General features: G+C 36.5%; 21 protein-coding genes. 8 read left to right on the top strand and 13 right to left on the bottom strand.

Annotation, left to right across the window (positions count from 1 at the left end; genetic code table 11):
* Positions 1-568 precede the first annotated feature (568 nt).
* Positions 569-1,738: an AIR synthase related protein gene (locus DKG80_RS16180; RefSeq protein WP_109832416.1), complete on the bottom strand. Its 1,170-nt coding sequence runs from the start codon at positions 1,736-1,738 to the stop codon at positions 569-571.
* 231 nt (positions 1,739-1,969) lie between these two features.
* Between DKG80_RS16180 and DKG80_RS16175 the strand changes: the two genes are divergently transcribed.
* Positions 1,970-3,106: an aldose epimerase family protein gene (locus tag DKG80_RS16175; RefSeq protein ID WP_221409146.1), complete on the top strand. Its 1,137-nt coding sequence runs from the start codon at positions 1,970-1,972 to the stop codon at positions 3,104-3,106.
* Between the two features lie 22 nt (positions 3,107-3,128).
* A complete protein-coding gene (locus tag DKG80_RS16170; RefSeq protein ID WP_109832415.1) occupies positions 3,129-3,890 on the top strand; it encodes a S1/P1 nuclease in 762 nt (253 codons plus the stop codon).
* A 2-nt stretch (positions 3,891-3,892) separates the two neighbouring features.
* Here DKG80_RS16170 and DKG80_RS16165 read toward each other — a convergent pair whose 3' ends face one another.
* The 6 genes from DKG80_RS16165 to DKG80_RS16140 form a co-directional block, all read right to left on the bottom strand.
* Entirely contained in the window at positions 3,893-4,843 is a 951-nt protein-coding gene (locus tag DKG80_RS16165; protein ID WP_109832414.1) for a threonine ammonia-lyase, read from the bottom strand.
* Positions 4,844-4,884: 41 nt separating this feature from the next.
* Positions 4,885-5,715, bottom strand: coding sequence for a glycerophosphodiester phosphodiesterase family protein (locus DKG80_RS16160; RefSeq protein ID WP_245907021.1), 831 nt, complete (start codon positions 5,713-5,715; stop codon positions 4,885-4,887).
* Between the two features lie 79 nt (positions 5,716-5,794).
* The gene (locus tag DKG80_RS16155; protein WP_109832412.1) at positions 5,795-6,559 is read right to left on the bottom strand and encodes an exodeoxyribonuclease III; all 765 of its coding nucleotides are present in this window, start codon (positions 6,557-6,559) and stop codon (positions 5,795-5,797) included.
* Between the two features lie 96 nt (positions 6,560-6,655).
* Positions 6,656-8,278: a glycerol-3-phosphate dehydrogenase/oxidase gene (locus tag DKG80_RS16150; RefSeq protein WP_109832411.1), complete on the bottom strand. Its 1,623-nt coding sequence runs from the start codon at positions 8,276-8,278 to the stop codon at positions 6,656-6,658.
* A gap of 24 nt (positions 8,279-8,302) precedes the next feature.
* Positions 8,303-9,799: a glycerol kinase GlpK gene (gene glpK, locus DKG80_RS16145; RefSeq protein WP_109832410.1), complete on the bottom strand. Its 1,497-nt coding sequence runs from the start codon at positions 9,797-9,799 to the stop codon at positions 8,303-8,305.
* 216 nt (positions 9,800-10,015) lie between these two features.
* The gene (locus DKG80_RS16140) at positions 10,016-10,669 is read right to left on the bottom strand and encodes a DUF6962 family protein (RefSeq protein ID WP_109832409.1); all 654 of its coding nucleotides are present in this window, start codon (positions 10,667-10,669) and stop codon (positions 10,016-10,018) included.
* A 501-nt stretch (positions 10,670-11,170) separates the two neighbouring features.
* On the opposite strand from DKG80_RS16140, the gene DKG80_RS16135 reads away from it, so the two are divergent.
* The 4 genes from DKG80_RS16135 to DKG80_RS16120 are packed head-to-tail and all read left to right on the top strand — an operon-like array spanning position 11,171 to position 15,272.
* The gene (locus tag DKG80_RS16135) at positions 11,171-12,352 is read left to right on the top strand and encodes a putative sugar nucleotidyl transferase (protein WP_109832408.1); all 1,182 of its coding nucleotides are present in this window, start codon (positions 11,171-11,173) and stop codon (positions 12,350-12,352) included.
* Positions 12,349-13,473: a DNA polymerase III subunit gene (locus tag DKG80_RS16130; protein ID WP_109832407.1), complete on the top strand. Its 1,125-nt coding sequence runs from the start codon at positions 12,349-12,351 to the stop codon at positions 13,471-13,473. Before DKG80_RS16135 ends, DKG80_RS16130 begins: the two co-directional genes overlap by 4 nt.
* Position 13,474: 1 nt before the next feature.
* Entirely contained in the window at positions 13,475-14,398 is a 924-nt protein-coding gene (gene hemC, locus DKG80_RS16125) for a hydroxymethylbilane synthase (protein WP_109832406.1), read from the top strand.
* 7 nt (positions 14,399-14,405) lie between these two features.
* The gene (locus DKG80_RS16120; RefSeq protein WP_109832405.1) at positions 14,406-15,272 is read left to right on the top strand and encodes a peptidylprolyl isomerase; all 867 of its coding nucleotides are present in this window, start codon (positions 14,406-14,408) and stop codon (positions 15,270-15,272) included.
* 114 nt (positions 15,273-15,386) lie between these two features.
* Here DKG80_RS16120 and DKG80_RS16115 read toward each other — a convergent pair whose 3' ends face one another.
* From DKG80_RS16115 to DKG80_RS16095, 5 genes are all read right to left on the bottom strand, one after another.
* Positions 15,387-15,983 carry a NifU family protein gene (locus DKG80_RS16115; RefSeq protein ID WP_109832404.1) on the bottom strand — a complete coding sequence of 199 codons (597 nt, stop codon included), beginning with the start codon at positions 15,981-15,983 and terminating at the stop codon, positions 15,387-15,389.
* 109 nt (positions 15,984-16,092) lie between these two features.
* Positions 16,093-17,499 carry a dicarboxylate/amino acid:cation symporter gene (locus tag DKG80_RS16110; RefSeq protein WP_109832403.1) on the bottom strand — a complete coding sequence of 469 codons (1,407 nt, stop codon included), beginning with the start codon at positions 17,497-17,499 and terminating at the stop codon, positions 16,093-16,095.
* Between the two features lie 97 nt (positions 17,500-17,596).
* Entirely contained in the window at positions 17,597-17,995 is a 399-nt protein-coding gene (locus DKG80_RS16105) for a hypothetical protein (protein WP_109832402.1), read from the bottom strand.
* Between the two features lie 98 nt (positions 17,996-18,093).
* On the bottom strand, positions 18,094-19,170 hold the full coding sequence (gene aroC / locus DKG80_RS16100; RefSeq protein ID WP_109832401.1) for a chorismate synthase: 1,077 nt from the start codon (positions 19,168-19,170) through the stop codon (positions 18,094-18,096).
* Between the two features lie 55 nt (positions 19,171-19,225).
* A complete protein-coding gene (locus tag DKG80_RS16095) occupies positions 19,226-20,668 on the bottom strand; it encodes a BatD family protein (RefSeq protein WP_109832400.1) in 1,443 nt (480 codons plus the stop codon).
* Positions 20,669-21,049: 381 nt separating this feature from the next.
* Here DKG80_RS16095 and DKG80_RS16090 point away from each other — a divergent pair, with 381 nt between their 5' ends.
* A complete protein-coding gene (locus DKG80_RS16090) occupies positions 21,050-22,657 on the top strand; it encodes a mechanosensitive ion channel family protein (RefSeq protein WP_109832399.1) in 1,608 nt (535 codons plus the stop codon).
* A 90-nt stretch (positions 22,658-22,747) separates the two neighbouring features.
* Here DKG80_RS16090 and DKG80_RS16085 read toward each other — a convergent pair whose 3' ends face one another.
* A complete protein-coding gene (locus tag DKG80_RS16085) occupies positions 22,748-23,431 on the bottom strand; it encodes a TVP38/TMEM64 family protein (protein WP_162555925.1) in 684 nt (227 codons plus the stop codon).
* A 119-nt stretch (positions 23,432-23,550) separates the two neighbouring features.
* Between DKG80_RS16085 and DKG80_RS16080 the strand changes: the two genes are divergently transcribed.
* On the top strand, positions 23,551-24,690 hold the full coding sequence (locus DKG80_RS16080; RefSeq protein WP_109832397.1) for a trans-sulfuration enzyme family protein: 1,140 nt from the start codon (positions 23,551-23,553) through the stop codon (positions 24,688-24,690).
* The last annotated feature ends 174 nt before the right edge of the window (positions 24,691-24,864 follow it).

Raw genomic sequence — 24,864 nt, 5'->3', positions numbered from 1 at the left:
AAGCTCTCAAAATTTTCAAATTGAATAATCCGACTGACTTGAAGTAAAAAAGAATTTTCGCAGAGTAATCCAGCTGATTTGGTCTAAAAAAATCTTTTCTTCAATAATTCAGTTGACGAGAAGCCCTCAAAATTTTCAAATTGAATAATCCGGCTGACTTGAAGTAAAAAAGAATTTTCGCGTAATAATCCAGCTGACTTAGTCTAAAAAATATCTTTTTTGGAATAATACAGTCGACGAGAAAATAAGAGATTTTCCATGGGTTTAAAGTCAGCAACTACTACCAAAAAATTTGTTTGTATTCTACCCATCCACTGGACTGCATTCATGTTTCAATCAATCATGCTGGCCTAGCAAAGTGTAGGACTTTATAAAGTTCGTTTGAGAGATCTATTAAAATCTATTGTTGAACTGTTCAGATGTACTATTTAATGTAGTTATCTTATGGATTCTATATAATCTAGATTTGAAAGTATGCTTTTAGATTTCAAAGAGGAATTTCATACAAAAAGAAACCTCCAATCTGAACATCAAGATTAGAGGTTTCTACTTTATAGAAAGTATAAGGTTATTTCAAGTACTCAAATGTCCCTTTTTCAGAAGTAATGGTAGCTTTAGTTGTCTCTGATGATTCTACTCTACCTATTATCTGAGCACTCACTCCAAACGACTCTGATATTTCTATCAAGTCTTTAGCGATATTTTCAGGGACGTATAGCTCCATTCTGTGCCCCATGTTAAATACTTTGTACATTTCTTTCCAATCTGTACCGCTTTCCTGATGAATCAATTTGAACAGAGGAGGGATTTCAAAAAGATTGTCCTTGATTACATGAACGTCTTCTACAAAGTGAAGGACTTTAGTTTGTGCGCCCCCGCTACAATGAACCATTCCATTAATCTGAGATCTATAATTTTCCAATATCTTCTTAATGATCGGTGCATATGTTCTAGTAGGGGATAGAACTAATTTTCCAGCATCTAAAGGAGATCCTTCAACAGAGTCTAAAAGATCCTTAGTACCAGAATAAATCAATTCAGTAGGTACTCCTGGGTCAAAACACTCTGGATATTTTTCCATGTACTTTTTGGCAAATACATCATGTCTTGCCGATGTCAATCCATTGCTACCCATACCTCCGTTGTACTCAGATTCATAGTTAGCTTGACCATAAGATGCTAAACCAACAATTACATTTCCACCTTGAATTTTATCATTGGAAATCACATCAGCTCTCGTCATTCTCCCAATGACCGTACTATCAACTACTACGGTTCTTACTAAATCACCTAAATCGGCAGTTTCTCCACCAGTGGATTTTATATCGACACCATTGTCACTAAGCATCTGTAGAACTTCTTCTGTTCCCTCGATTAGAGCTGTTAATACTTCACCTGGAATAAGGTTTTTATTTCGACCGATGGTAGAAGAAAGAAGTATATTGTCTGTTGCTCCTACACATAGAAGGTCATCCGTATTCATGATGACAGCATCTTGAGCGATACCTTTCCATACGCTAAGGTCTCCAGTTTCTTTCCAGTACATGTATGCAAGAGAAGATTTAGTACCTGCACCATCTGCATGCATAATATTGCAATAATCATCGTTACCTCCGAGCATATCAGGTACGATTTTGCAAAAAGCACTTGGGAATACACCCTTATCAATATTTTTGATAGCATTATGGACATCTTCTTTAGAGGCAGATACGCCTCTCTGCATGTATCTTTCGTTCATGATCGAATCTGTAAAATTTCCTGCAAAGCTAATCAGAAGTCATTAGTCACAGTTCCGTCTTTTAGAATTTCAATTCTATATATGAACTTCGGAAATACTAAATGAGATTATATAACACCAATTCAACGAATCAATCGGAAACTATACAAGTTGTACAGTGTAATTGTTGGTTTATTGGAAGGATTGTCAAATTCCTGCTATTTTGCCATTAGAACTAAAAACCATTTCTTAATGAACTCGACCATGTCGCTGTTTTCTATTTCGATATTTGCAACCTTATTCTTGAGTTGTCAACAAAAAAATACTTCATCTAATCTTGACCTACTTGCTCCTGAAGAGTTCCAAGCCACTATTGACGGAAAGGAAACCCAACTTATCACTCTTACAAATAAAAACGGCTTAGTAATGCAAGTCACAAACTATGGAGCCAAAGTCATGTCTCTTTTTGTGCCAGACAGAGAAGGTAATTTCTCGGATATTGTTACTGGTTTTGAAAATATTGAAGACGCTTCTACTCGTATGGCTTACTTTGGAGCTAGTATAGGTAGATATGCAAATAGAGTCAAAGGAGGAAAATTTACACTTGATAGTACAACTTACCAACTTGCTGTCAATAGTGGTCCAAATCATTCACATGGTGGCAAAAAAGGCTTTTGTGCTGTTATGTGGGATATTGAAAAAACTACTTTCAACTCTGTCATTTTAAGCTATTTGTCACGAGATGGTGAAGAAGGGTATCCTGGAAATCTTAGGGTAACTTGTAAATACACTCTTACCAACGATAACCAGTTTAAAACCGAATTCTCAGCCACTACTGATGCAAGTACTATCGTCAACCTCACCCAGCATTCTTTCTTTAATCTTAAGGGTGCTGGCAGAGGACAAATCACCAATCATCTCCTCGAGGTAAATGCAAAGTCGTATCTACCTATAGACCCCAATTCTATTCCTCTAGGAGAGCCTGAAAATGTAACTGGAACACCTTTCGATTTTATTACTCCAAAGCTTATCGGTGAGAAAATTAATAGTGAAAACGAACAGCTTGCAAGAGGTAAGGGCTATGATCATACCTTTGTTCTAAATGAATTCGATGGACAGACACACTATGCTGGAAAGTTGATTGAACCTACTAGCGGTCGTGTCATGGAAGTTTATACTAATGAACCCGGTTTGCATGTTTATACAGGAAACTTTTTATCCAATACCATCGGAAAAAACGGGCAAACTTATGAGTTTAGAGAAGCTATTTGTCTCGAAACACAGAAATTCCCGAACAGTCCTAACGAACCTAGTTTTCCTAGTGCTAGACTAGATCCAGGAGAAAAGTACTACTCTGAGAGTATTTATAAATTTGGGGTTCTAGAATAAGCATACTATTAAAATTTTATAGATGAAGCCTTTCCAAACACTAATTCTTCTTCTGTTATCTACTACAGCTTTTGGGTGGGGGCAAACTGGTCATAGAGTTGTTGGACAGATTGCTTTTGAGCACCTTACTCCTAAGGCCAAAAAGAACATAAAAAAAGTACTTCATAATGAGCCGCTCGGACTTATAGGCAATTACATGGACTTTGTTCGATCCGATCCAAATATGAACTATATGGCGCCTTGGCACTATTGTACTATTCCAGATGAACAGTCATATGAAGAAGCTGGTATTCCAGAAAAAAGTGATGTTATCCAACAAATTATCCGAATCACTTCTGAACTCAAATCGAAAGAATTTACATATGAAAGTGAATTAGAAAACCTTAAATATCTAGTTCATCTGATTGCAGATATTCACCAGCCTCTACATGTAGGAAATGGTCAAGACAAAGGTGGTAACACAGTTGAGGTCGAGTTCATGTGGAAAGAAACTAATTTGCACAGAGTTTGGGATACTGATATGATAGATCACCAAAAACTATCGTATACTGAATACAGTGAATGGATCAATCACCCTACCAAGGAGCAAATCCAAAAATGGCAATCCGAAGATGTTTTAAAATGGGCACTAGAAGGAAAAGATCTGAGATCACAAGTGTACAACATCCCTGAAAACAAAAAATTATCCTACCGGTACATCTATGACAATATTTCCACATTAAACGAACGCTTACTAAGAGCAGGCGTTCGTCTTGCAGGTGTTCTCAATGAGATATACGGGTGAGATTAGAATGGAAGGTTGTCCACTTGAACATTACCACCTACTAGAATTACTCCTGTTTTCTTACCTGTAAATTGCTCTTTGTTTTTCAACAACAATGCTACTGGTACTGCGGCTGATGGCTCTATCACCATTTTCATCCGCTCCCATACAAATCTCATAGCTGAAATAATTTCCTCTTCAGATACAGTCTCGATGGAATCGGCGTATTTTTTGATTATTTCAAAATTCAGTTCACCTATTGAAATTTGCAAACCGTCAGCGACAGTTGGTTTATGGTCAACAGGCAATGTTTGCCTTTCTCCAGATTGAAAAGACAAGTAAGCATCATTTACATTTTCTGGTTCTGCTAAAATGACTTTAGTTGATGGACTTACATAATGTGTAATCAAAGTAGTCCCTGCTGCCATACCACCTCCACCTACTGGACAGAGCACGAAATCTAAATCTGGTTCTTCTTCGATCAACTCTTTACCCGCTGTAGCATTTCCAGCAATAATTATAGGATCATCATATCCATGAATCTGAATAGCACCTGTCTCCTTCACGATTTTATCACATGCTTCTTTCCTTGCTGCCTCATTTGGTTCACAGAGTGTTAGCTCTGCACCATAGCCTCTTACTGCAGCAATTTTCACAGGAGGGGCATCTTGAGGCATCACAATATACGCCTTGACGCCAGCCAGAGCAGCTGCCTTTGCCACAGCTTGCGCATGATTACCAGAAGAATGCGTAGCAAAACCATTTTTTCGCAAGTCTGAACGAGTGGAAAACACATAATTAGCAACACCTCTCATTTCTACAGCTCCCACCTTCTGCAAATTTTCACACTTGAAGAAGACTTCCCCATCCACAAGCTCATTTATCGTGCGTGAAGTAATCACAGGTGTATTTACTACATATGGATAAATTCGGGTATGTGCTCTTTTAATGTCGCTGAGACTCGGTATACTCATGTCTTTTGTTTTTGACGTATCAGTTAAGATTCTTAACAAACTTAATTTGAAATGAAGTCAATTACTCTATTGGGGTAATCAGAAATAATACCGTCAACTCCCCACTGTAAAACTTCTTCGATGTCCTCCTGATTATTAACAGTCCAAGGTATTACCTTCAATCCTTTCATCTGAAGGTATTTTACTTTATCACCATCTAATAATTTGTAATAGCAACTATAAATCTCTGGAATGAATCCTAAGCTATCAATATTTTGATCTATTGAAACATTATTGTCTATTAGTACTGCAAGCTCAATCTCAGGATAATTTTCACGAAAATATTTAAGAACTCGAAAATCAAACGATTGTATATTCAGAAGCTTTTTATCCATATGTTCTTCTATGAAATCATAGACTAATTTGCTAAACACTTCTGGGGTTGGGTGATATAAATCATCACCACTTGACTTGCTCTTTATTTCAATGTTATATCGAATATTTTCAATTCCGTTCTTTGCCGAATATTCATTCACAGTACGTACCAAGTCTAATAATAGAGGCTTGTTTACCTTCATTTTTTCCTGATCAGGAAATGATGAATGAAACTTCAAACCAACATCATATTTCTGAACTTGATCATAAGTCATTTGATAGATATTATGTTCTAGTTCATCTTCTTCGGTAATCTCATTTCCAAGGCTATCTGTTGATATTTTATATCCCATATATGGTTCATGAGAAACTACCAACTGACTATCTTTAGTTACCGCGAGATCCAACTCCAAAGTGGTGACTCCAAGCTCTAGAGCTTTAACAAAAGCTGGAATGGTATTTTCAGGCATCAACCCTCTTGCTCCACGGTGACCTTGTATATCTATATTATTTATCACTTCCTTACTTTTTGTATTACAACATTGAATGGTCAGTAGTACTAATGCGAGAAATATATAAGTGCGTAATAATTTCATCTTAGCTAATTTGTAAGCAAATAGGACAATGATCAGACTCCATATAGTCTGGAAGTATGGTAGAATCTTGGACTTGATCCATGAATACTTCAGAAACTAAAAAATAGTCAAGTCTCCAACCTATGTTTTTTTCACGAGCACCTGCTCGATAACTCCACCAACTATACGCCACTTCTTCCGGGTACAACTTTCTAAAAGTGTCTATAAATCCCGCTTCCAAGAAATTAGTCATTCCATCAATCTCTTTTTGAGTATATCCAGCAGTCTTGTTATAGTTGGACTTAGGCCTAGCTATATCTATTTCCTGATGAGCAACATTAAAATCACCACATACTATAACAGGCTTCTTTTCTTCCAAGTTCTTAAGGTAGTTTTTAAATGCTACGTCCCAAGTCTCTCTATAGGGAAGTCTCTTTAAGCCTTGACTAGAATTGGGGACATATACTCCTACAAAATAATACTTCTCAAATTCAACGGTAAGCACTCTACCTTCTTGATCATGTTCTTCAATTCCTATTCCTTTAGATACACTGATTGCTTTTTCCTTGGTCAAAATAGCAGTACCACTGTACCCTTTTTTTATTGCACTATTAACATACACATGATAGGGAATCTCTCCTAGTGCCTCGATGACTTGATCATCTTGAGCTTTGGTCTCTTGAAGGCAGATAATATCTGGGTCTAATTCAGAAAGGGAATCGTGAAAACCTTTCTTAATAGCTGCACGAATGCCATTGACATTCCATGAGATTAGTTTTTGGGACATAATGTTATACCGTTAGCAAGCTTCAAATTTAAAGCTGGTATTCACAATCACAAAAACACTAGGAAAGATCTAAAAAAAGTAAATGCTATTATATTGTTAAGAAAACACAGTAGCTAATCTAATCTCTTTTTCAAGAGTTGAAATTTCATGCTGTTTTTCAGTATTTGTCCATTCAAATACTAGTGCCATATAGTCAGCTACTTCGGTTAAAGTTTCTTCTATACTTTTTACATCAAAAAATAATCTACCTGTCCTGTATATATAGAAGTCTACTAAATGTAAAACCATTTCATTCCTGATACAAAAATCCACTTCTGATAAAATCAATGAAGGTTTTGACCCCTGCAAAATACTCTCAGCTTGACTCCCATATAAGTCAACTAAATAATCAATGATATCTGGATTTATATCTGAAAACTGCTTCAATAATTTAATTTTATACTTTTTTACAGACTTGTAAGATTTAAAATCATTACCAGGAATTCTTATTTTTTTTGTTTTGCTTTTAATCTCTTTGGTAATCGAATGTGAATCACTGCGAATATCCATTAGTTGATCCACAGCACGTTTTGCCATTTTTCGATAACCTGTCAACTTACCTCCAGCAATAGTGATAAGTCCTTTATCGGAAACAAAGATTTCATCTTTTCTAGAAATTTCAGATGCTGATTTACCTTCTTCCTCTATCAATGGACGAACACCTGCCCAAGAAGAAAGAACATCTTCTAATTTTAATTCAGCAGTAGGAAAATTGTTATTGACAGAATCCAAAATATAATAAACATCATCCTCAGTTGTTCTTACTTCATCTGGATTGCCTGTGAAATCTGTATCGGTTGTACCTATATAAGTTACTTTATGTCTAGGTATAGCGAACATCATTCGTCCATCAGGTACATCAAAATACACAGATTGTTTTACAGGTAATTTTTGATGAGGTACTACAATATGGACACCTTTCGTAAGATGTAAATGTTTTCCTTCTATATGCTCTTGCGTACTTCGAACTTCATCTGCCCATGGGCCAGTAGAATTGATCACAAAGTCACTATAAACTTTAATAGTCTCATTACCATTAAGATCTTCAATCTCTACTCCGCAAATAGAACCCGCTTTTTCTAGAAAGTTTACAAACGGAGCATAGTTCATTACCACAACACCCATTTGTTCGGCCTTTTTGATTAGCTCAATGACTAACCTAAAATCATCCGTTTGATATTCAGAATAAAGTCCACCCCCCTCAAGTCTATCCTCATCTAGCAATGGTTCGATCTCTATGGTTTCATCCACAGTTAACATCTTTCGTTGGTCTTCATTGCTTACATCTGCAAGTACGTCGTATACCATTAATCCAACAGAAGTAATAATCTTTCCATAATTACCTCCTTTAATTAGTGGAAGCAGCATCTTTTCTGGACGAACAAGGTGAGTAGCAATTTTATGAACCGTAGCCCTCTCTTTACCTACTTCTCTTACCAAAGAAAATTCATACTGCTTGAGATAACGAAGTCCGCCGTGAATCAGCTTAGTGGATTTACTACTAGTACCAGATGCAAAATCATTTTTTTCGAAAAGAGCAACTTTTAGTCCTCTTGAAACCGCATCCAATGCAATACCTGCACCTGTAATGCCTCCTCCGATAATGATCAGATCAAAATATTCTTTGCTAAGCTGCTCCAGTTTAGCTTTTCTTGATAGTGTAGGGTTTGACTCAAGCATAATTGAGTCCTAATTTAAGAAGAGCTAGACAGAATGTGTAACCTTCGCCCAGTTCATACAGCGTTTTACTGCATTATGCCAGCCAGTATACAATTCATCTCTAGTATATTCATCCATTTTTGGTTTGAATACTTTGTCTACACTGATTTTACTTATTACTGTATCTTTTTTCCAAATCCCTGCGGTAATACCTGCAATCAATGCAGCACCTATCGCTGTAGACTCGATATTCTTAGGTCTTCTAACGTCAACATTCATAATATCGGACTGAAACTGCATCAAATAATTGTTCACAGATGCACCTCCATCCACATTCAATGTATTGATTTTCAAATTGGAGTCTGCAACCATTGCTCCTAGGACATCTTTGGTTTGGTATGCCATAGAGTCAAGTGTACCTTTTATTATATCATTATTTGTACTTTCTGCTGTTAACCCAAATATCCCACCTCGGGCGTACATATCCCAAAACGGAGCACCTAATCCATTGAATGACGGAACTACATAAACACCATTGTCTCTATTTGAACGATTAGCATAATATTCCGTCTCTTCTACGGAATTAATCATTTTTAACCCATCTCTTAACCATTGAACAGAAGCACCAGCTATGAAAATACTACCTTCAAGGGCATACTCAATAGTGCCATTAAGACCCCATGCAATAGTAGTTAAAAGACCATTATTTGAAAATTGAGGCTCTTCACCGGTATTCATCAATATGAAACAGCCAGTACCGTAAGTATTTTTTACATCTCCTGGATTGAAACAGCCTTGCCCAAAAAGTGATGCTTGCTGATCTCCAGCAACTCCTGTTATTTGTATGGTAGCTCCATTTAGATGAGCATCTCCAAAATAATATCCAGAATGAGTAACGTCTGGGAGCATTTCCCTTGGAATATCAAATAGATCCAGCAAATCATGATCCCATGTCAGTTCTGTAATATTAAATAACATAGTTCTCGACGCATTGCTAAAATCAGTGATGTGAGAATCTCTATTGGTTAAGTTCCAGATAATCCAAGTATCGATAGTTCCACATAATAGTTCACCATTTTCAGCTTTTTTTCTGGCTCCAGAGACATTGTCCAAAATCCATTTGATCTTGGAGGCTGAAAAATAAGGATCAATAACAAGTCCTGTTTTTTTTCTAATTCTTGAACCGTTTGTTGAACCCTTTAACTCGTCACAAAAATTTGCTGTACGAGTATCTTGCCATGAAATAGCATTGTATACAGGCTTACCTGAGTTTTTATCCCATACTACAACAGTCTCACGCTGGTTAGTAATACCAATTGTTGAAATTTGAGAAATGTTGATTTTAGTAGTTTTCACTACTTCATAGATCAAATCAATAAGTACCTTAAACAAACGTTTTGGATCATTCTCTAACCAGCCTTGCTCAGGAATAATTTGCTTGACTTCGGCTTGTGCCATGCCAATCATCTTAGCATTCTGGTCGAAAAGAATCGCTCTCGAACTTGTGGTACCTTGATCTAACGCCAGTACGTATTGCTTCATATGCTCTACTTATCGATAGTTAGGATTAATTCTTAAAAATAAAAAAAAACACAAAATCCGATACCTTTTATAAGCAAAAAGCCCAGAAGAAAATTCTACAAAGAATACACTTCGCAGAACTATTCAATTACATAATTGTATGCAGTAAAAATTAATCTTAATATTAGAAAGATAAACTTAGTGATAATAGTCATTGATCTCTATCAAGTAAAAGAGCTAAGACACTCTACTAGATTCGCTCTTCAATATTCTTATCGTTGATTTTTCAAAAAAGAACAATGCAACCATCATCAGCAGATGACTAACATCGTGCCTATTAAACCATATGTGTGGATCTATTTTTCCTGCAACAAATGGTAAGGTCAAAAACATAAAAAATACACCATAGAGATATTCTTTCCATCTATCATCTCCCTTTCGAACAGTAACCAAGCTTATAAGGCCTAAGAAAAAAAGTAGGCCAATGGCAGTATGTATGGACACCCACAAAAAATCTAACTGCATAATCATCAAAACGAATAAAAAAAGACTGCTTACCCATATCACTTTTTTCAGTATGTCCTTTTTATCAGTGCTATCGCTTACTGCCAGTTCTAAATAAGTAATCATTAATACAGCAAATGACCAGCTTGGAAGCTTACCAATCATACCTGTGTAATGAAAAAAGAAATGTGAAAGCCCCCCAAAAGCAGTCGAAAAACCGAAAAACAGAAAGAACCGGTACCACCCTTTTGCAAATTCTGTATCCAAATCAAATTGCTTAATTCGTTTGGCATATATAAAACATTGAATCGCAATTAACCAATTAAACAAAAGGGCCATAGGCTCCATCATAACTATACCGAAGTATTCGAATACAATTTTTTCCATACACTAGTAATCAGTGCGCAAAGATGTAATAATTTTTAATGACCTCGATATCGCCTCGTTAGCTCTAAGAGAGCTTCCAAAATTTTAAGTTAATCCAAAGATAAAATTGCTTCATACACTCATTGAGTGTCTACCTTAATACTCCTTCGCACTACTCAATAAACAATCATTTTCAGCTATTGATTATAAGCATTAAGCGTTTTGATAAGCCGGATGATACTTTTTTAAAGGTCTAACATTACCTATCAAGTTAAAATCAACGTTGAGATTACACTTTATGACAATGAAAGAGTCTAGTACCTCAACATAAAAAGGCATACTTATTGCTTTTGCTTATATCATAGTTTTTAAGAAGGTTAATTGTTTATAGTAAGACGAATCCACACTGTTATTTTAATAGTGTGGATTTTGACGAATTCTTAAAGAACCTACAGTCTAAAATCATAAAATCCATTTAAAGAATTTCGGCCAATTACCAACTCAATCTATTAATTTTGATGCATGAATATAGCGCTTATAGATCTTCCTGATCTAAGACCAAAACTCTATCCATTTGCATTAACTAGACCCATTGGAAATTTTTTGGTTGGAATCATGACTATTCAAGAAAAATGGAATCACTATTTAGATGAAACTGTAGATCTTGTGACTGATTCGGAATTACTTAACACGATATTCAGAAAGAATGAATTTACTTACGATTTAGTCATTAATTCTACTTTACTTCCAGATTCAAAACTTGTTTCATCTATTCTGGACTTGAGTGATAATCAATCCCTTTATAAGGACGGAATGCTTTTAGCAGCCAAGATCAATTCCAATTCTGTACGAATAGACACAAGTGAAGCAGATAAGTTAGAATTCAACGGTGAAATATCATACTTGAATAGGTCATGGGATATCTTTTTAAAGACTAGTGAAGAAATTCAAAAAGACTTTAATGCTTTGACCAAGAATCAAAAGTCTCAGAAAATAAACGACCCTCATACCATCATTTATGGTGAAAAAAATTTATTCATAGCAGAAGGGGCCAACATAAAGGCATCAATAATCAACGCTGAAAAAGGACCTGTATACATTGACGAAAACGCTGTAATAGAAGAAGGCTGTATAATCAAAGGTCCCTTCTATCTAGGCAAAAAATCAAAAGTTAATGCTGGTGCGGTTATTCGTGAAGCTTGTTCATTCGGTCCTTCATGCAAGGTAGGAGGAGAAGTATCAAACACTGTAATTTTCTCAAACTCTAACAAAGGACATGATGGTTATCTAGGAAATGCGGTCTTGGGAGAGTTCTGCAATTTAGGGGCTGGTACAAATTCATCAAATTTGAAAAACAATTACGACCACGTTAAAATGTACGACTACATAGACGAACAGTTTATAGATTCTGGTCTTCAATTTTGTGGATTACTAATGGGAGACCACTCTAAGTCTGCAATTGGAACAACCTTCAACACAGGAACTACAGTTGAGACGCACTGCAATGTTTTTGGTGCAGGTTTTCCTCGAACATTTATTCCTTCATTTTCTTGGGGAGGGGCTGACCATATGGTTACGTACACATTTGATCGAGCAATGAAAACGGCTGAAAAAGCTATGGCTCGAAGAAATGTAGAACTAACTGATAGCAACAAGAAACTTTTCCAATCTATATTTGATGCTTCATCGGAATTGAGATCATGAGATTCGCAGATATCCCTGGACTTTCTGACAGCAAATACCTGCTTACACAAGCAGTCAAAAACAATCATGTAGCTCATGCACAGCTATTTTATGGCAAACCTGGATCAGGTAATATGGCTATAGCTTTAGCATTTGCTACTTATCTTAATTGTACAGACAAACAGGAAAATGATTCTTGTGGGAAATGTCCATCTTGTGTCAAAATGGATAAGCTAGTTCATCCAGATCTTCAATTTGTATTTCCAGTTAGTGCTACCAAAGGTATTTCTGGGAAAAATGTAGTGAGCTCAAGTTATCTAAATGAATGGAGAGAGTTTCTGATAGCCAACCCTTTTGGATCACTTGAAGATTGGAGTGGACACTACGGCGCTGAAAATAAGCAAGCTAATATTTCAAAAGAAGAAAGTAGAAATATCGTCAAATCAATGACAATGACTTCTTTCGAAGGAGAATACAAAGTTCTTATCATTTGGCTTCCAGAAAACATGCATAGTACTGCTGCCAATGGTATCCTAAAGATTTTAGAAGAACCACCTGCCAAAACCATTTTCATTATGGTCTCTTGCGACTACGAGAGACTATTGACAACTATTTTGTCTAGATGTCAACTCTTCAAGATTCCTAATTTTTCTACTGAAGATATAGAGACGTACTTAACCAAAACTCACAACCTGTTACCTGAAAGAGCAAAGACCATTGCTGCTTTATCTGAAGGCAGTATCCGAACTGCCATAGAGAATATAGATGAAAGTGAGAATGATGATCATGCCATATTTAGAGACTGGATGCGTCAATGCTGGACTAAAGATTTTATAAAAATCAATCAAACCAATGACATCTTTTTCAAAATGAGCAAAACAGCGCAAAAACTGTTTTTACAATATGCCATTAATATGCTCAGACATGCTTTAGTCCATAGTGTGTGGCCAGAAGAAAGCGAAAAACTGAATTCGGATGAGCAGGGATTTGTGGCGAATTTTGGAAAGGCTCTAAATGAACAAAAAATCGAGGTGATCAGTAGTGAAATTAATACTGCATTATATCACATCGAACGAAATGCAAATATTAGAATTTTGTTTTTAGACCTGTCTATACGCATTGGACAGGCAATGACCGCTTGATATGAAAATCAAAATTGGCACCAGAGGTAGTAAATTGGCACTATGGCAAGCATACCATGTGCAAGACTTGTTAAAAGAAAAAGGAGTAGACAGTGAGATCATCGTTATCGAAACTAAAGGCGATAAGGTATTAAATGTGAGCCTTTCTAAGATTGGGAGTAAAGGCGTTTTTACAGAAGAAATTGAAGATCAACTTCAATCAGGTGATATTGATATTGCGGTACACAGTGCAAAAGACATGCAATCGAAATTACCAAAAGGATTCGAAATCATTGCTTTTGGTAAAAGAGAGAAAGTTCATGATATTCTTTTGAGCCACAAGAAAATTGACCTCAATAGTGAAACTCTGGTATTAGGGACATCATCGACTCGTAGATTAGCTTTTCTCAAAGAGAGTTATCCTGCTGTTAAAACCGTACCCATTAGAGGAAATCTACAAACTCGTATCCAAAAAATGAAAGATGGGCAATGCGATGCTTTATGGTTAGCATATGCAGGTGCTCATCGAATGGGTTATGACGATATGATTGTTCATGAATTCGATCCTTCAGAGTATATTCCGGCAGTAGGGCAAGGGTCAATTGCTATAGAAGTCTTCGAAACTATTGCCCCAGAAAAAAAGAGAGTTGTAAGAGAAGCTATTAATCATGAGCCTTCTGAAAAGTGTTTATTAGCTGAGAGAGCATTCTTAAGAAAAATGGATGGTGGATGTAGTATTCCTGTATTTGGAAGAGCTGTTATCAAAGAGGAAGTTCTTGAAATCACAGGAGGAATTATAAGTCTCGACGGCTCTAAAAAGATCATAAAAACGTGCAGTTCAACTCTCAATGCTGTAGAAAAGGCAGGAGAAATTATAGGTACAAATGTCCTGAAGGCCGGAGGAGATAAAATATTAGAAGAGATAAAATCACAAAACGAAGAATAGAATAGCAATGAGAAAGTATTTCAGTGCTTTGACCATATTAATGGTCATATTATCATCTTGTTCCAAGGAGAATAAGGCTAAAGAAAGTAAGAAGGATTTCATAGTAACAATCCAGACCACTTATGGAGACATGAAGGTTATCTTATATGACGAAACTCCCCTTCATAAAGAGAACTTTTTGGAACTAGCGCGGTCTGGTCAATATGATAGCACAATCTGGCACAGAGTAATAGAAAATTTCATGATTCAAGGAGGTGGAATTGATATGAAAAATGGAACCAACGATGACAAAAAAATTGATGCAGAAATTGTCAAGGGTTTTTATCACCACAAAGGCGCATTAGCTGCAGCTCGACAGGGTGATCAGGTCAACCCTAAGAAAAAGTCCAGTTGGTGTCAATTCTATATCGTACAAGGAGAAGTCTATGACAGTGCACAATTAAAAAGCATGGAAACCCAAATGACTGATCGCAAAAAAGGACAGTTATTTGGTGAAGTGATTCGAAGACCAGAAAATGCAGATATTTTGAGTGCTGGCCAAGAATTTCAAAGAGAGGGTAACCGTCAAAAAGTTGATTCACTTACTCAAATAGTAATGGGAATTGTTGAGAGAGAATTAGGACCAATAGGTTTTTCAGAAGAACAATTCAAAGCATATTCAACTGTTGGAGGTTCTCCACATTTAGACAATGAGTACACCGTATTTGGTAAAGTGATTGAAGGTCTGGATGTCATTGACAGAATAGCTGCCGTAGATAAAGGTAGAGGCGATAAACCGAAAATAGACATTTACATCAAAATGAGTGTCGAAGAGCTTCCTAAAAAGAAGATTACCAAGATGTATGGATATGAATACTCAAAGAGCGAAAAGTAATTTCTTCTTAAGTTTCAATTTTGGTATTTAAAAAAACCCTTGCAAATCGTGATTTGCAAGGGTTTTTTTTCAGAGATCTATCGTTCACAATAGGTCTCAAAACCAGTATAATAACTAACCGTTGATAGCTTCTACTTCTTTCACCTCAGGAACCATTCTCTTTAGTAAGTTTTCTATTCCGGCTTTCAAGGTCAAAGTAGATGATGGACATCCGCTGCAAGCCCCTTGAAGAACGACACTGACTACACCATCTTTGAAGGAGTGAAAATGAATTGCTCCTCCATCTTGCTCAACTGCAGGTCGAATATATTCATCAAGTATTCCTTTAATATTTTCATCAATATCGGATGATGCTGGCTTAGATGCTTGATCTTCTTTGGCTTGCTCGTAAGCCTTGTTTAAATCAACGACAGATTTACCTGCATCAATATAGTTCTTAATATGCTCCTTAATTCCATTCTTTACTTCTTCCCAGTCAGTCGCATCGTCCTTAGTTACTGTAACAAAATTACTCATTATGAATACTCCTTGGACAAAAGGGAAAGTGAAGAGCTCTTGAGCCAAATCAGAATTGGTAGCCGACTCAAGAGTCGGATAATCAAAATTCAACCCTTCGGGAATCAACATGAAGTTGGCCACAAACTTCAAAGTATTTGGGTTTGGGTTTGATTCTATGTATAAATTAACGGGTGCTTTTTTAACCTCTTCCATTTTTCTATAGTAAATATTTTAATTGCTAACTGTTAGCTTCAATTTCTTAAAACAAATCTAACGATATCTGTACGTTCAGGTTTGACGTTTTTTGCTCGCAGCTACAAAATTAATATTTCTCAAGTTCACCTTCTGATTTAGCAATCAAAGTACAAACTGTTGCATCTCCCGTTATATTTACCACAGTTCGACACATGTCCAAAATTCTATCAACTGGGAAAATTATGGCGACCCAAGCTGGATTAAGTCCAACAGACTGTAATACAATAATCATCATGACTAGACCCGCACTAGGCGTGGCCGCGGCTCCAATAGATGCTAATGTCGCTGTAAAAACTATAGTTAGCTGCTGTACGAGCGTTAAGTCCACCATATGAAGTTGAGCTAAAAAAACTACAGCTACCGCCTGATAAAGGCTAGTCCCATCCATATTAACAGTAGCACCTACTGGAAGAACGAAACTCGTAATATTCTTAGAAACACCCATATTGTCCTCTACACATTCCATAGTCACAGGTAGAGTGGCTGCACTTGAGCTGGTAGAAAACCCTAAGAATTGAGCAGGGCTTATATTCTTAAAAAACTCTTTATAAGACAATTTTTTGACAAATGGCTTCAGCATCATCGGATAGAAAACAAAAACCATGAAAAATAGTCCAGCTACCAAGGTAAGTGAGTAAGAACCTAATCCAATAAAGATCTCGATTACCTCCTTTGGCGTATCTGCCATTTTTGCAATTACTCCTGCCAGCAATGCAAACACGAAGTAAGGAGCAGCCTTCATTACTACATCTACCATCTTTAGAAAAATGGCATTGATACTATTTATAAAGTCTACTACTGGTTGAGTTTTTGAATCAGGAACTAACACTATTGTGATACCAAAAAAGATTGCAAAAAAGATTACCTGAAGCATCAACTTATTATTTGAGATACTAACAACAATATTCTCTGGCACCATGTCTACGATGAATTGTAATGGCCCAGCTTCTTTTTGAGCTTTTGCTAATTTCTTTTTCTCCTCAACATCCTTCATATCGTCTTCTGAAACCGTACCCAACCAAGCATTTGAAAGCAAATGTTTGTTTTCAGGCATTCCGATATATGACTTTCCATCCTGTGCTGGACCAAGATCGTTTTCCATCAACCACATTTCGTAGCTTATTCTATTCTTCAATCGCTGTTCATCATCCATCATATTTCCTGGCTTGATGATGTTTACCAGTACTAATCCGATAGAAACCGCAACTATTGTAGTGATAAGGTATGCCAACAATGTTTTTCCGCCTAATCGTCCAAGCTTTGAAGTATCACTCAAACCTGACACACCACTTATGATTGAAAATAAGACTAAGGGTACAGCAATGAACTTTAACAATCGAATAAAAATAACTCCAAAAGGGTCAATCCAATTGATAGTAAAATTATTCCAACCCAATGCGCTTGAAATCAAAGCCCAAATAATGCCAGCAATTAGTCCAATAAGAATCTTAAAATGAAGCGGGAGTTTTTTCATGTGTAGCTGATAAATTTTAGGCGGAAGTTACCAAATGCACATAAAAAAAGAGCGGAATCCATACAGAATTCCGCTCTCAATTACTATTTGTATTTTCTTAGAATTCTTTAGCCAACTCTTGAGCGTCAGAGAGAGAAGCAACATCGAACATATCAAAGTTGAATGGAGCACCCGTTTTTGTCCATTTCTTTGAAGCCAACTTTGTAATTGCGCTTTTAGGCAAAATAGTAAAGATTGCTTTCATTCCATTATCTGCAAATGACGGAAACAATGTTTGGGCAAACCAATCTTGTCTTTCTTGTGTAGGTACTCCTTGTGCTTCCGAGACATCAAGAAATAACTTATTTATCCCGCCTTTGACTTGCTCAAGTTGAGCTTCACAACACTCCTTAATCGCCACATCGTCAGATAACGATGACCACTTTACAGTCATAGATTGGTTAGATAAATCAACTGACGTTTCAACTACTCCGTCCTTTTGATAAAATGATTCCATGTTACTGGGTTAATTGAATTAAAATTTAAGCCGCAAAACTATAACTCCGCCTAGGCTCAATCAATCCGCAAAAACACGTAATCTCTCGTAGGTGAATATTACAATCGAGTCATTTTATTCAATAAATAAAAATCTAAAATAGTCATAGCAGCCATAGCTTCTACGATTGGGACCGCTCTTGGTACTACACATGGATCATGTCTACCTCTTCCAGACACTATTGCAGAATCACCATGCTTATCTACAGAATCTTGATCTCTCATGATTGTAGCTACTGGCTTAAATGCTACCTTAAAGTAAATATCTTCACCATTCGATATACCTCCTTGAATTCCTCCAGATAGGTTTGTAGTAGTTTTTACTTTATCCCCTTCCATGATGAAATTATCATTATGTTCAGAACCTCTCATCTTTGCTCCTTCAAATCCGCTACCATATTCAAAGCCTTTAACAGCATTGATTCCAAGCATAGCTGCCCCCAATCTGGCATGAAGTTTATCAAAAACCGGCTCGCCTAGACCAGCAGGAGTTCCTTCAATCACACAGTCTACTACACCCCCTATAGTGTCTCCATCTTTTCTTATTTGATCAATTAATTCAATCATTCTGTCAGCAACTTCTGGATCTGGACACCTAACGATATTGGACTCAATCTGCGAAAAGTCTAGTTCCTGATAAGGTTTCTTAGTTTTAATATCACCAGCTTGAGATACATACGCATTTACCTTTATTCCTAATTGGCGAAGTGCCATCTTAGCTATAGCTCCGGCCGCTACTCGCGCTGCTGTCTCTCTTGCTGAACTTCGTCCACCTCCTCGATAGTCTCTTACACCATACTTTTCCTCATAAGTATAATCAGCATGCGAAGGTCTAAACTTCTCAGCAATATGAGAATAATCCTTACTTTTTTGATCCTTATTGTGAATCACAAGAGCAATCGGGGTGCCCGTAGATTTACCCTCAAATACTCCAGAAAGGATTTCGCATGAATCTGGCTCTTTGCGCTGTGTGGTGATTTTTGACTGACCCGGCTTGCGTCTGTCCATTTCATCTTGGATGAAAGCTTCATCTATATCGATACCCGCAGGACACCCATCTATAGTTACACCTATAGCTCTACCATGTGATTCTCCGAAAGTGGTGATCTTGAACAAAGATCCGAATGAATTGCTCATTGATTATGTATTAAAAGATGCACTAGCATCATCAAATTTGTAATTTGGAAGAGTGTTATTTCTTGATCATCAAGGCAATCACCCCAGCAATGAGCGCAAAAATAACAATATTGAGGATTGTCCTTAACCTTTCCCGTTCTCCTATAGAAAATAATCGATTGTCTTGCTCTTCAATGACATCATAGAACGATCCCATATCGTTGGACAAAATGTGTTCATTCTTCTTACTTTCTCCAGAAACAATCAACTTAACTTCTGATTTTAATGTGTCATAAGTTTCTTTCTTTGGATTGAAATAAACCCATTGAAAATATTCACTCATATCAAACTCTCCTGGCTCATTTGGAACACCATAAAAACTAAATGATTTCCCTCCTCTAACATGTCCATTACTACGGCTTATATCTTGTCTAATATTGGGAGGGTACAAGTCGAAATTATCATCACTTACAACTTCAAGGTCTTTAATAGCAGAAATGTTCCCTTCTCCTACTACTGCGAAACTATAAGTGAAACTGTTACCTGTCTCAAGCTGACTTTTACTGATTTTTTCATCCAGTCTATAATTACCTACCGAAACACTTTCTTTCAAAGGATGGTCCGGAAGGTCTTTAACCGTAACTTTTTTTTCCTTAGACGAAAAAGTAACGATTTCCTCTTTTCTATTCCTACCAAAAAAAGTTCGGTTCTTCGCCACTTTATACTTGATCATTTTCATATCAACTTTAGGCAAGATGATAGGATCTGTATTTAGAGGGTAGAAGGCCGATTGGAACACTCTATACTGCTTAAATGCTTCACCATTAATAGTCACTGGCTCTCCTTGAATATTTTCTATTTCAAAGTTTTCTTCCCAACAATTAGCGGGTTTAATTTTTTTGATAATTTCTCCTAGTTGAGCATTGAGTTCATAGAAGCTTAATTCTGCTTGGTTTTTTTCAGAAACATAAAATGCCAAAGTCATCGTAAACCCTTCTCCTACATATACAGAAGGCTTATCTGATGTCAATGCCAAAAAGGCATCTGCTTCTACCTCAATAAATTCTTGAGGTTGGTTAGACCTACCAAAAAAGTCATCAAACGGATCGGCAAAAGGGTCATACCTTTGACGCTGTTGTTGTCTCTTAACGGCAGGACCTACTGTAATTACTGTACCATTTGAAGAAACAACTTTATCATCGACCTGAATTTTGAAAGGCGGTAGTTTAAATTGACCTTCTTTAGTAGGTGCATAATTCTGAGTGATACTTACCGAACTACTTCTTTGCCCATTGATAAAATTCGTGGAAGAAGAAGAAGAAGTACCTCTTTTCACAAAGCCTTCAATATCGGGAAACCCGCTATACCTAGACATTCGAGTATTATGCGCGGTGAGCGTAATCGTAAAAGCCTGATTTAGAGCAATATTGTTTCTGCCAAATTCTATAGTGAGTTCTTGAGCAGAAGCGAGGCTAAAAGAAAGTAATGAGATTAAAAAAAAGAATATCCTTTTGTTCATCTTATCGTAATAGTCTTCGGATCAATTTGCAATTTGAATGCAAGTTTACTAAATTCATTTGGCAATTTGAGAAACACTAGAGGAGTCAAATATTAAAAAATGTTACTAAACACAAACTCATTATCCTTATGTTGGAATACTCAAAAACCATTCTGTCCAAGGTAAGCTTCGACAGAGCCCTCTTCGATAAGGAGTTGGCTAAAGCGATTCAAACTGTTGGTGAACAATTGAGTGAACTTAAGCAATGGTGTTACGAGACTTTTAGGCATCGATATCCATTGATACTACAAAAACATTTTAATTAGGTTAAACGAATAACGCCCCAATGTTAACTCATCGGGGTTTTTTATTTCCTTTGCACAAGTATTTTGCCAAAGGACAATGATAAAAAAAACCCTACTCCTCTTCACCTCCTTATTACTAAGTTATTATTCTCAAGCCAATTTAGACTCTCTCACATTTAAACTTCAATCGCCCTACAAAGCGATTAAGCTATTAGACAAAAGTCTAAAAACAGGCGATCCTAGTATTGGAAGAATAGTAGTAAACAATCCCGATTCAGCAAGACAGGTTTATATTGTTAGAATCTACAAAGAAATACTTAAAGGATCTGGTATGCTAATAGATATCAATGATGTACCTACTGATCCAGAGTATTTTGACAGTCTTAGCCAAGACTTTCGATATGCACTCAGCAAAACTACAGATGATATCTATTTACAGCGTAAAAACGGCCGGTGGCAGATTCAACCAGAAGTTCAGAAAGAACTAGAAAAAATGCATGAAGGTCTCTTCAAGTTTGGAAACGACTTATTTCTGGAGAGTCAATCAAAAGGAACTATTCTTGGCAATAAGCTATTAGGACTTCAAATCTGGCAGTGGTTAGGAATCTTAACAGTTCTTTTTTTAGGCCTTTTTATTAGAATAATTTTCGCATTGATCTTCGAAAAACTCCTAATGAGATTTCTTGAGAAAATGCAAAAGACGCATATAGGAGAAAAGTACATAGTACCAGTAGCGAAACCTACTGCGATGCTAGTAGTATTTTTGTTTGTCTCTTTAGTTTATCCTCAACTCACATTGCCTCCAATGGTGAGTTACTATCTATTATTAGTTATCAAAGGTATTATCCCTTTATACGGAATGATAGTTCTTTATAGACTAGTAAATATTATTGAAGTCTATTTGGTTAAAATTGTTCGAAAGACTGAAAGTACTTTAGACGACCAATTAATCCCTCTTCTCAAGAAGATAATGAAGGTACTGGTTGTAGTACTAGGAGGTCTAATAATAATGGACTCTTTGGGAATTCCTATTTTGCCATTATTAACTGGGCTTTCTATCGGAGGATTAGCGTTTGCATTAGCCGCTCAAGATACACTTAAAAACTTCTTCGGTTCAGTTATGATTTTTGTGGATAAACCATTTCAAATTGGAGATTGGATTACCACTGGTGACTTTGACGGTACCGTCGAGGAAGTTGGGTTTAGATCTACAAGAATTAGAACCTTTAGAAATTCCGTTGTTTATGTACCAAATGGCCTACTTGCTGATACTATAGTTGATAACAATGGCCTTAGACAATTCAGAAGATTCAAAACTAATCTATCAATTACATATGATACTCCTCCTGACAGAATTGAAGTGTTCGTAGAAGGTTTAAAACGTATTGTACTTGAACATCCCAAAACAAGTAAAGACAAGTTTGAAATTCACTTAAACGATCTTGGAACTTCTTCTTTGAGTATTCTTTTTTACATCTTCTTTGAAGCACCTACTTGGTCTGATGAACTGAAGTTTAGACAAGAAGTTATTCTTTCTATTCTGAGACTTGGGAGACACCTTAATGTCAACTTTGCTTTCCCTACTCAAACTGTTCATGTTGAAAACTTACCAGGCCAAACGAGTCTATCTCCGAACTATACTTGGACTAAAGATGAACTGAACTCAAAGCTTGGTGATTTTTTTGAGAAGGAAAACGCTTCGTAATCTATTGATAACAGGTATTTATCCTCAAAACAGATTATAGAGTTCTATTTATTAATGAATCTAATGCTAAATAGTCTATTTAAATAAATACTACTGTCGATTCGAGGATGGCCGCAATAAAAAGTAAATAGCTCCAAATACTACAAAAGTTACTAATAAAAGAATCCAAATACCTGGCTTTTCACTTACTGCTGTAGCAATATTAAGAGCGTTAGACCCAATCCAAATTGCAAATAATGATCTTGGTAGCATACCTATCATTCCTCCTAAAAGGAATGGTAACTGACGCACACTCATTACACCTAATACCAGATTCATAATAGCAAAGGGAAGAGCAGGAGAAAGTCTAGATAGAATGACAAGAACATAAGCATTTTTATCAGCCTTGTCTAATATTTCATTAGACTTTGGATAGGACTTAATTAATCCCTCAATTAATTCTCCCTTTAGTGCTTTTGATAAAGCATACCCTATGTAAGAAGCTACAGAATATGATACTACAAAAGGTATTACAGCTTCCCACTTTAGATAAAAACCTAACACAATCGCTGAAAAAGTGGTTGGAGTAATCGCTAAAGACATCAAAACAGTAATTCCAACAAACAATAAAAACCATTGCATTAGATCTAAATTAACTTTTAAATCAAGGTGTTCTATTACCCATAAACTCACACCTGTAGAAAAACTTAGTGGAACCAAGCTCATCCATAGTATCAAAAATGCAAGCGTTTTATTATCACGAAATATGGTAAATATGATCTTACTGCTGTTCAACTGAGGAATTGTAAATGACTAGCATGAATATGCATAGAATCGTTAGCTTTGTGAGAGTTTGTCAAGATAGAAATCTTCGTTAGTATTTTTGCAAACTTAACACTACTAAGCCATACACTATGAAATTCGGTACAAAAGCCATACACGCTGGAATAGAGCCTGAAGAGGGCACTGGAGCGATCATGACGCCGATCTACCAAACGTCCACTTATGTCCAGCCATCTCCTGGTAAGCACAAAGGGTATGAGTATTCTCGAACTCAAAACCCTACTAGAGACGCTCTTCAAAAGAACCTCGCTGCATTAGAAAATTCTGATCATGGATTAGTTTTCGGTTCTGGAATGGCAACTACAGATGCTATTATGAGACTTCTTAAACCTGGAGATGAAGTATTAGCTTCAAATGACCTATATGGGGGAACTTATAGAATATTCACTCAGATATATCAAGATATCGGCATTAAATTCAAGTTTGTCGACATGACTGACTTGAACCGCATCTCTGAACAATTCTCAAAAAATACAAAGCTGGTCTGGATCGAAACGCCTTCGAATCCAATGATGAATGTCATAGATATAAAAGGACTATCAGGTGTATGTAAAAAATTTAATGCGCTTTTTTGTGTGGATAATACGTTTGCTACACCTTATTTACAAAACCCATTAGACTTAGGAGCAGATATTTCTACTCACTCTGTTACGAAATATTTAGCAGGTCATTCGGATGTAGTAATGGGAGCCTTGATGACAAATAGTGATTCGCTACACGAAAAATTGGCTTTTATTCAAAACTCTTGCGGTGCAGTAGCTGGTCCAATGGACTGTTTTTTGGCTCTTCGTGGTATAAAAACCCTGCACATTCGTATGCAAAGACATTGTGAAAACGGTAGGAGAATTGCCCATTTTCTAAAATCACACCCGAAGGTTTCCAAAGTCTATTGGCCGGGCTTTGAAGAGCATAAAAACCATGATATAGCTAAGCGTCAAATGAAAGACTTTGGCGGAATGATTTCATTTGTCCTAAAAAATGATAAAATTGGCGACGCAATTCAAGTTATGGAGAATGTTAAGCTATTCTCTTTAGCAGAATCGCTTGGGGGTGTAGAGTCATTATGTGGTCATCCTGCAAGTATGACTCACGCAAGTATCCCAAGAGAAGAGAGATTGAAGTCAGGCTTGAAAGACTCACTGATTAGGTTGAGTGTAGGCATAGAAGATGCTGAAGATTTGGTAGCTGATCTTGAGCAAGCCTTGGCATAAAATATTGTATATGATGATGAACACGAAAGCGTGAGGAGTTTCCTCGCGCTTTTTTTTCTGAAAGTCTCTTCATACCAATGCATAGATTACCTAAATAACTGATGATCTAAGCTGTTTTCTATTAGAGAAAAATTTTTTCTACGTGCTCTACGGCAACAACTGTGGGTGCTTAGC

It is taken from the genome of Reichenbachiella versicolor (assembly GCF_003171675.1).
Classification (GTDB): Bacteria; Bacteroidota; Bacteroidia; order Cytophagales; family Cyclobacteriaceae; genus Reichenbachiella; species Reichenbachiella versicolor.
This window is presented reverse-complemented; position numbering and strand designations above follow the sequence as displayed.

Bases quoted from the DNA above. Each gene is read 5' to 3' on its own strand.
- DKG80_RS16180 (WP_109832416.1), bottom strand. From the start codon at position 1,738: ATGAACGAAAGATACATGCAGAGAGGCGTATCTGCCTCTAAAGAAGAT.
- DKG80_RS16095 (WP_109832400.1), bottom strand. From the start codon at position 20,668: ATGAACAAAAGGATATTCTTTTTTTTAATCTCATTACTTTCTTTTAGC.
- DKG80_RS16120 (WP_109832405.1), top strand. From the start codon at position 14,406: ATGAGAAAGTATTTCAGTGCTTTGACCATATTAATGGTCATATTATCA.
- DKG80_RS16110 (WP_109832403.1), bottom strand. From the start codon at position 17,499: ATGAAAAAACTCCCGCTTCATTTTAAGATTCTTATTGGACTAATTGCT.
- DKG80_RS16140 (WP_109832409.1), bottom strand. From the start codon at position 10,669: ATGGAAAAAATTGTATTCGAATACTTCGGTATAGTTATGATGGAGCCT.
- glpK (WP_109832410.1), bottom strand. From the start codon at position 9,799: ATGAAGCAATACGTACTGGCGTTAGATCAAGGTACCACAAGTTCGAGA.
- DKG80_RS16080 (WP_109832397.1), top strand. From the start codon at position 23,551: ATGAAATTCGGTACAAAAGCCATACACGCTGGAATAGAGCCTGAAGAG.
- DKG80_RS16170 (WP_109832415.1), top strand. From the start codon at position 3,129: ATGAAGCCTTTCCAAACACTAATTCTTCTTCTGTTATCTACTACAGCT.
- DKG80_RS16135 (WP_109832408.1), top strand. From the start codon at position 11,171: ATGAATATAGCGCTTATAGATCTTCCTGATCTAAGACCAAAACTCTAT.
- hemC (WP_109832406.1), top strand. From the start codon at position 13,475: ATGAAAATCAAAATTGGCACCAGAGGTAGTAAATTGGCACTATGGCAA.
- aroC (WP_109832401.1), bottom strand. From the start codon at position 19,170: ATGAGCAATTCATTCGGATCTTTGTTCAAGATCACCACTTTCGGAGAA.
- DKG80_RS16175 (WP_221409146.1), top strand. From the start codon at position 1,970: ATGAACTCGACCATGTCGCTGTTTTCTATTTCGATATTTGCAACCTTA.
- DKG80_RS16130 (WP_109832407.1), top strand. From the start codon at position 12,349: ATGAGATTCGCAGATATCCCTGGACTTTCTGACAGCAAATACCTGCTT.
- DKG80_RS16090 (WP_109832399.1), top strand. From the start codon at position 21,050: ATGATAAAAAAAACCCTACTCCTCTTCACCTCCTTATTACTAAGTTAT.
- DKG80_RS16165 (WP_109832414.1), bottom strand. From the start codon at position 4,843: ATGAGTATACCGAGTCTCAGCGACATTAAAAGAGCACATACCCGAATT.
- DKG80_RS16150 (WP_109832411.1), bottom strand. From the start codon at position 8,278: ATGCTTGAGTCAAACCCTACACTATCAAGAAAAGCTAAACTGGAGCAG.
- DKG80_RS16155 (WP_109832412.1), bottom strand. From the start codon at position 6,559: ATGTCCCAAAAACTAATCTCATGGAATGTCAATGGCATTCGTGCAGCT.
- DKG80_RS16105 (WP_109832402.1), bottom strand. From the start codon at position 17,995: ATGGAATCATTTTATCAAAAGGACGGAGTAGTTGAAACGTCAGTTGAT.
- DKG80_RS16115 (WP_109832404.1), bottom strand. From the start codon at position 15,983: ATGGAAGAGGTTAAAAAAGCACCCGTTAATTTATACATAGAATCAAAC.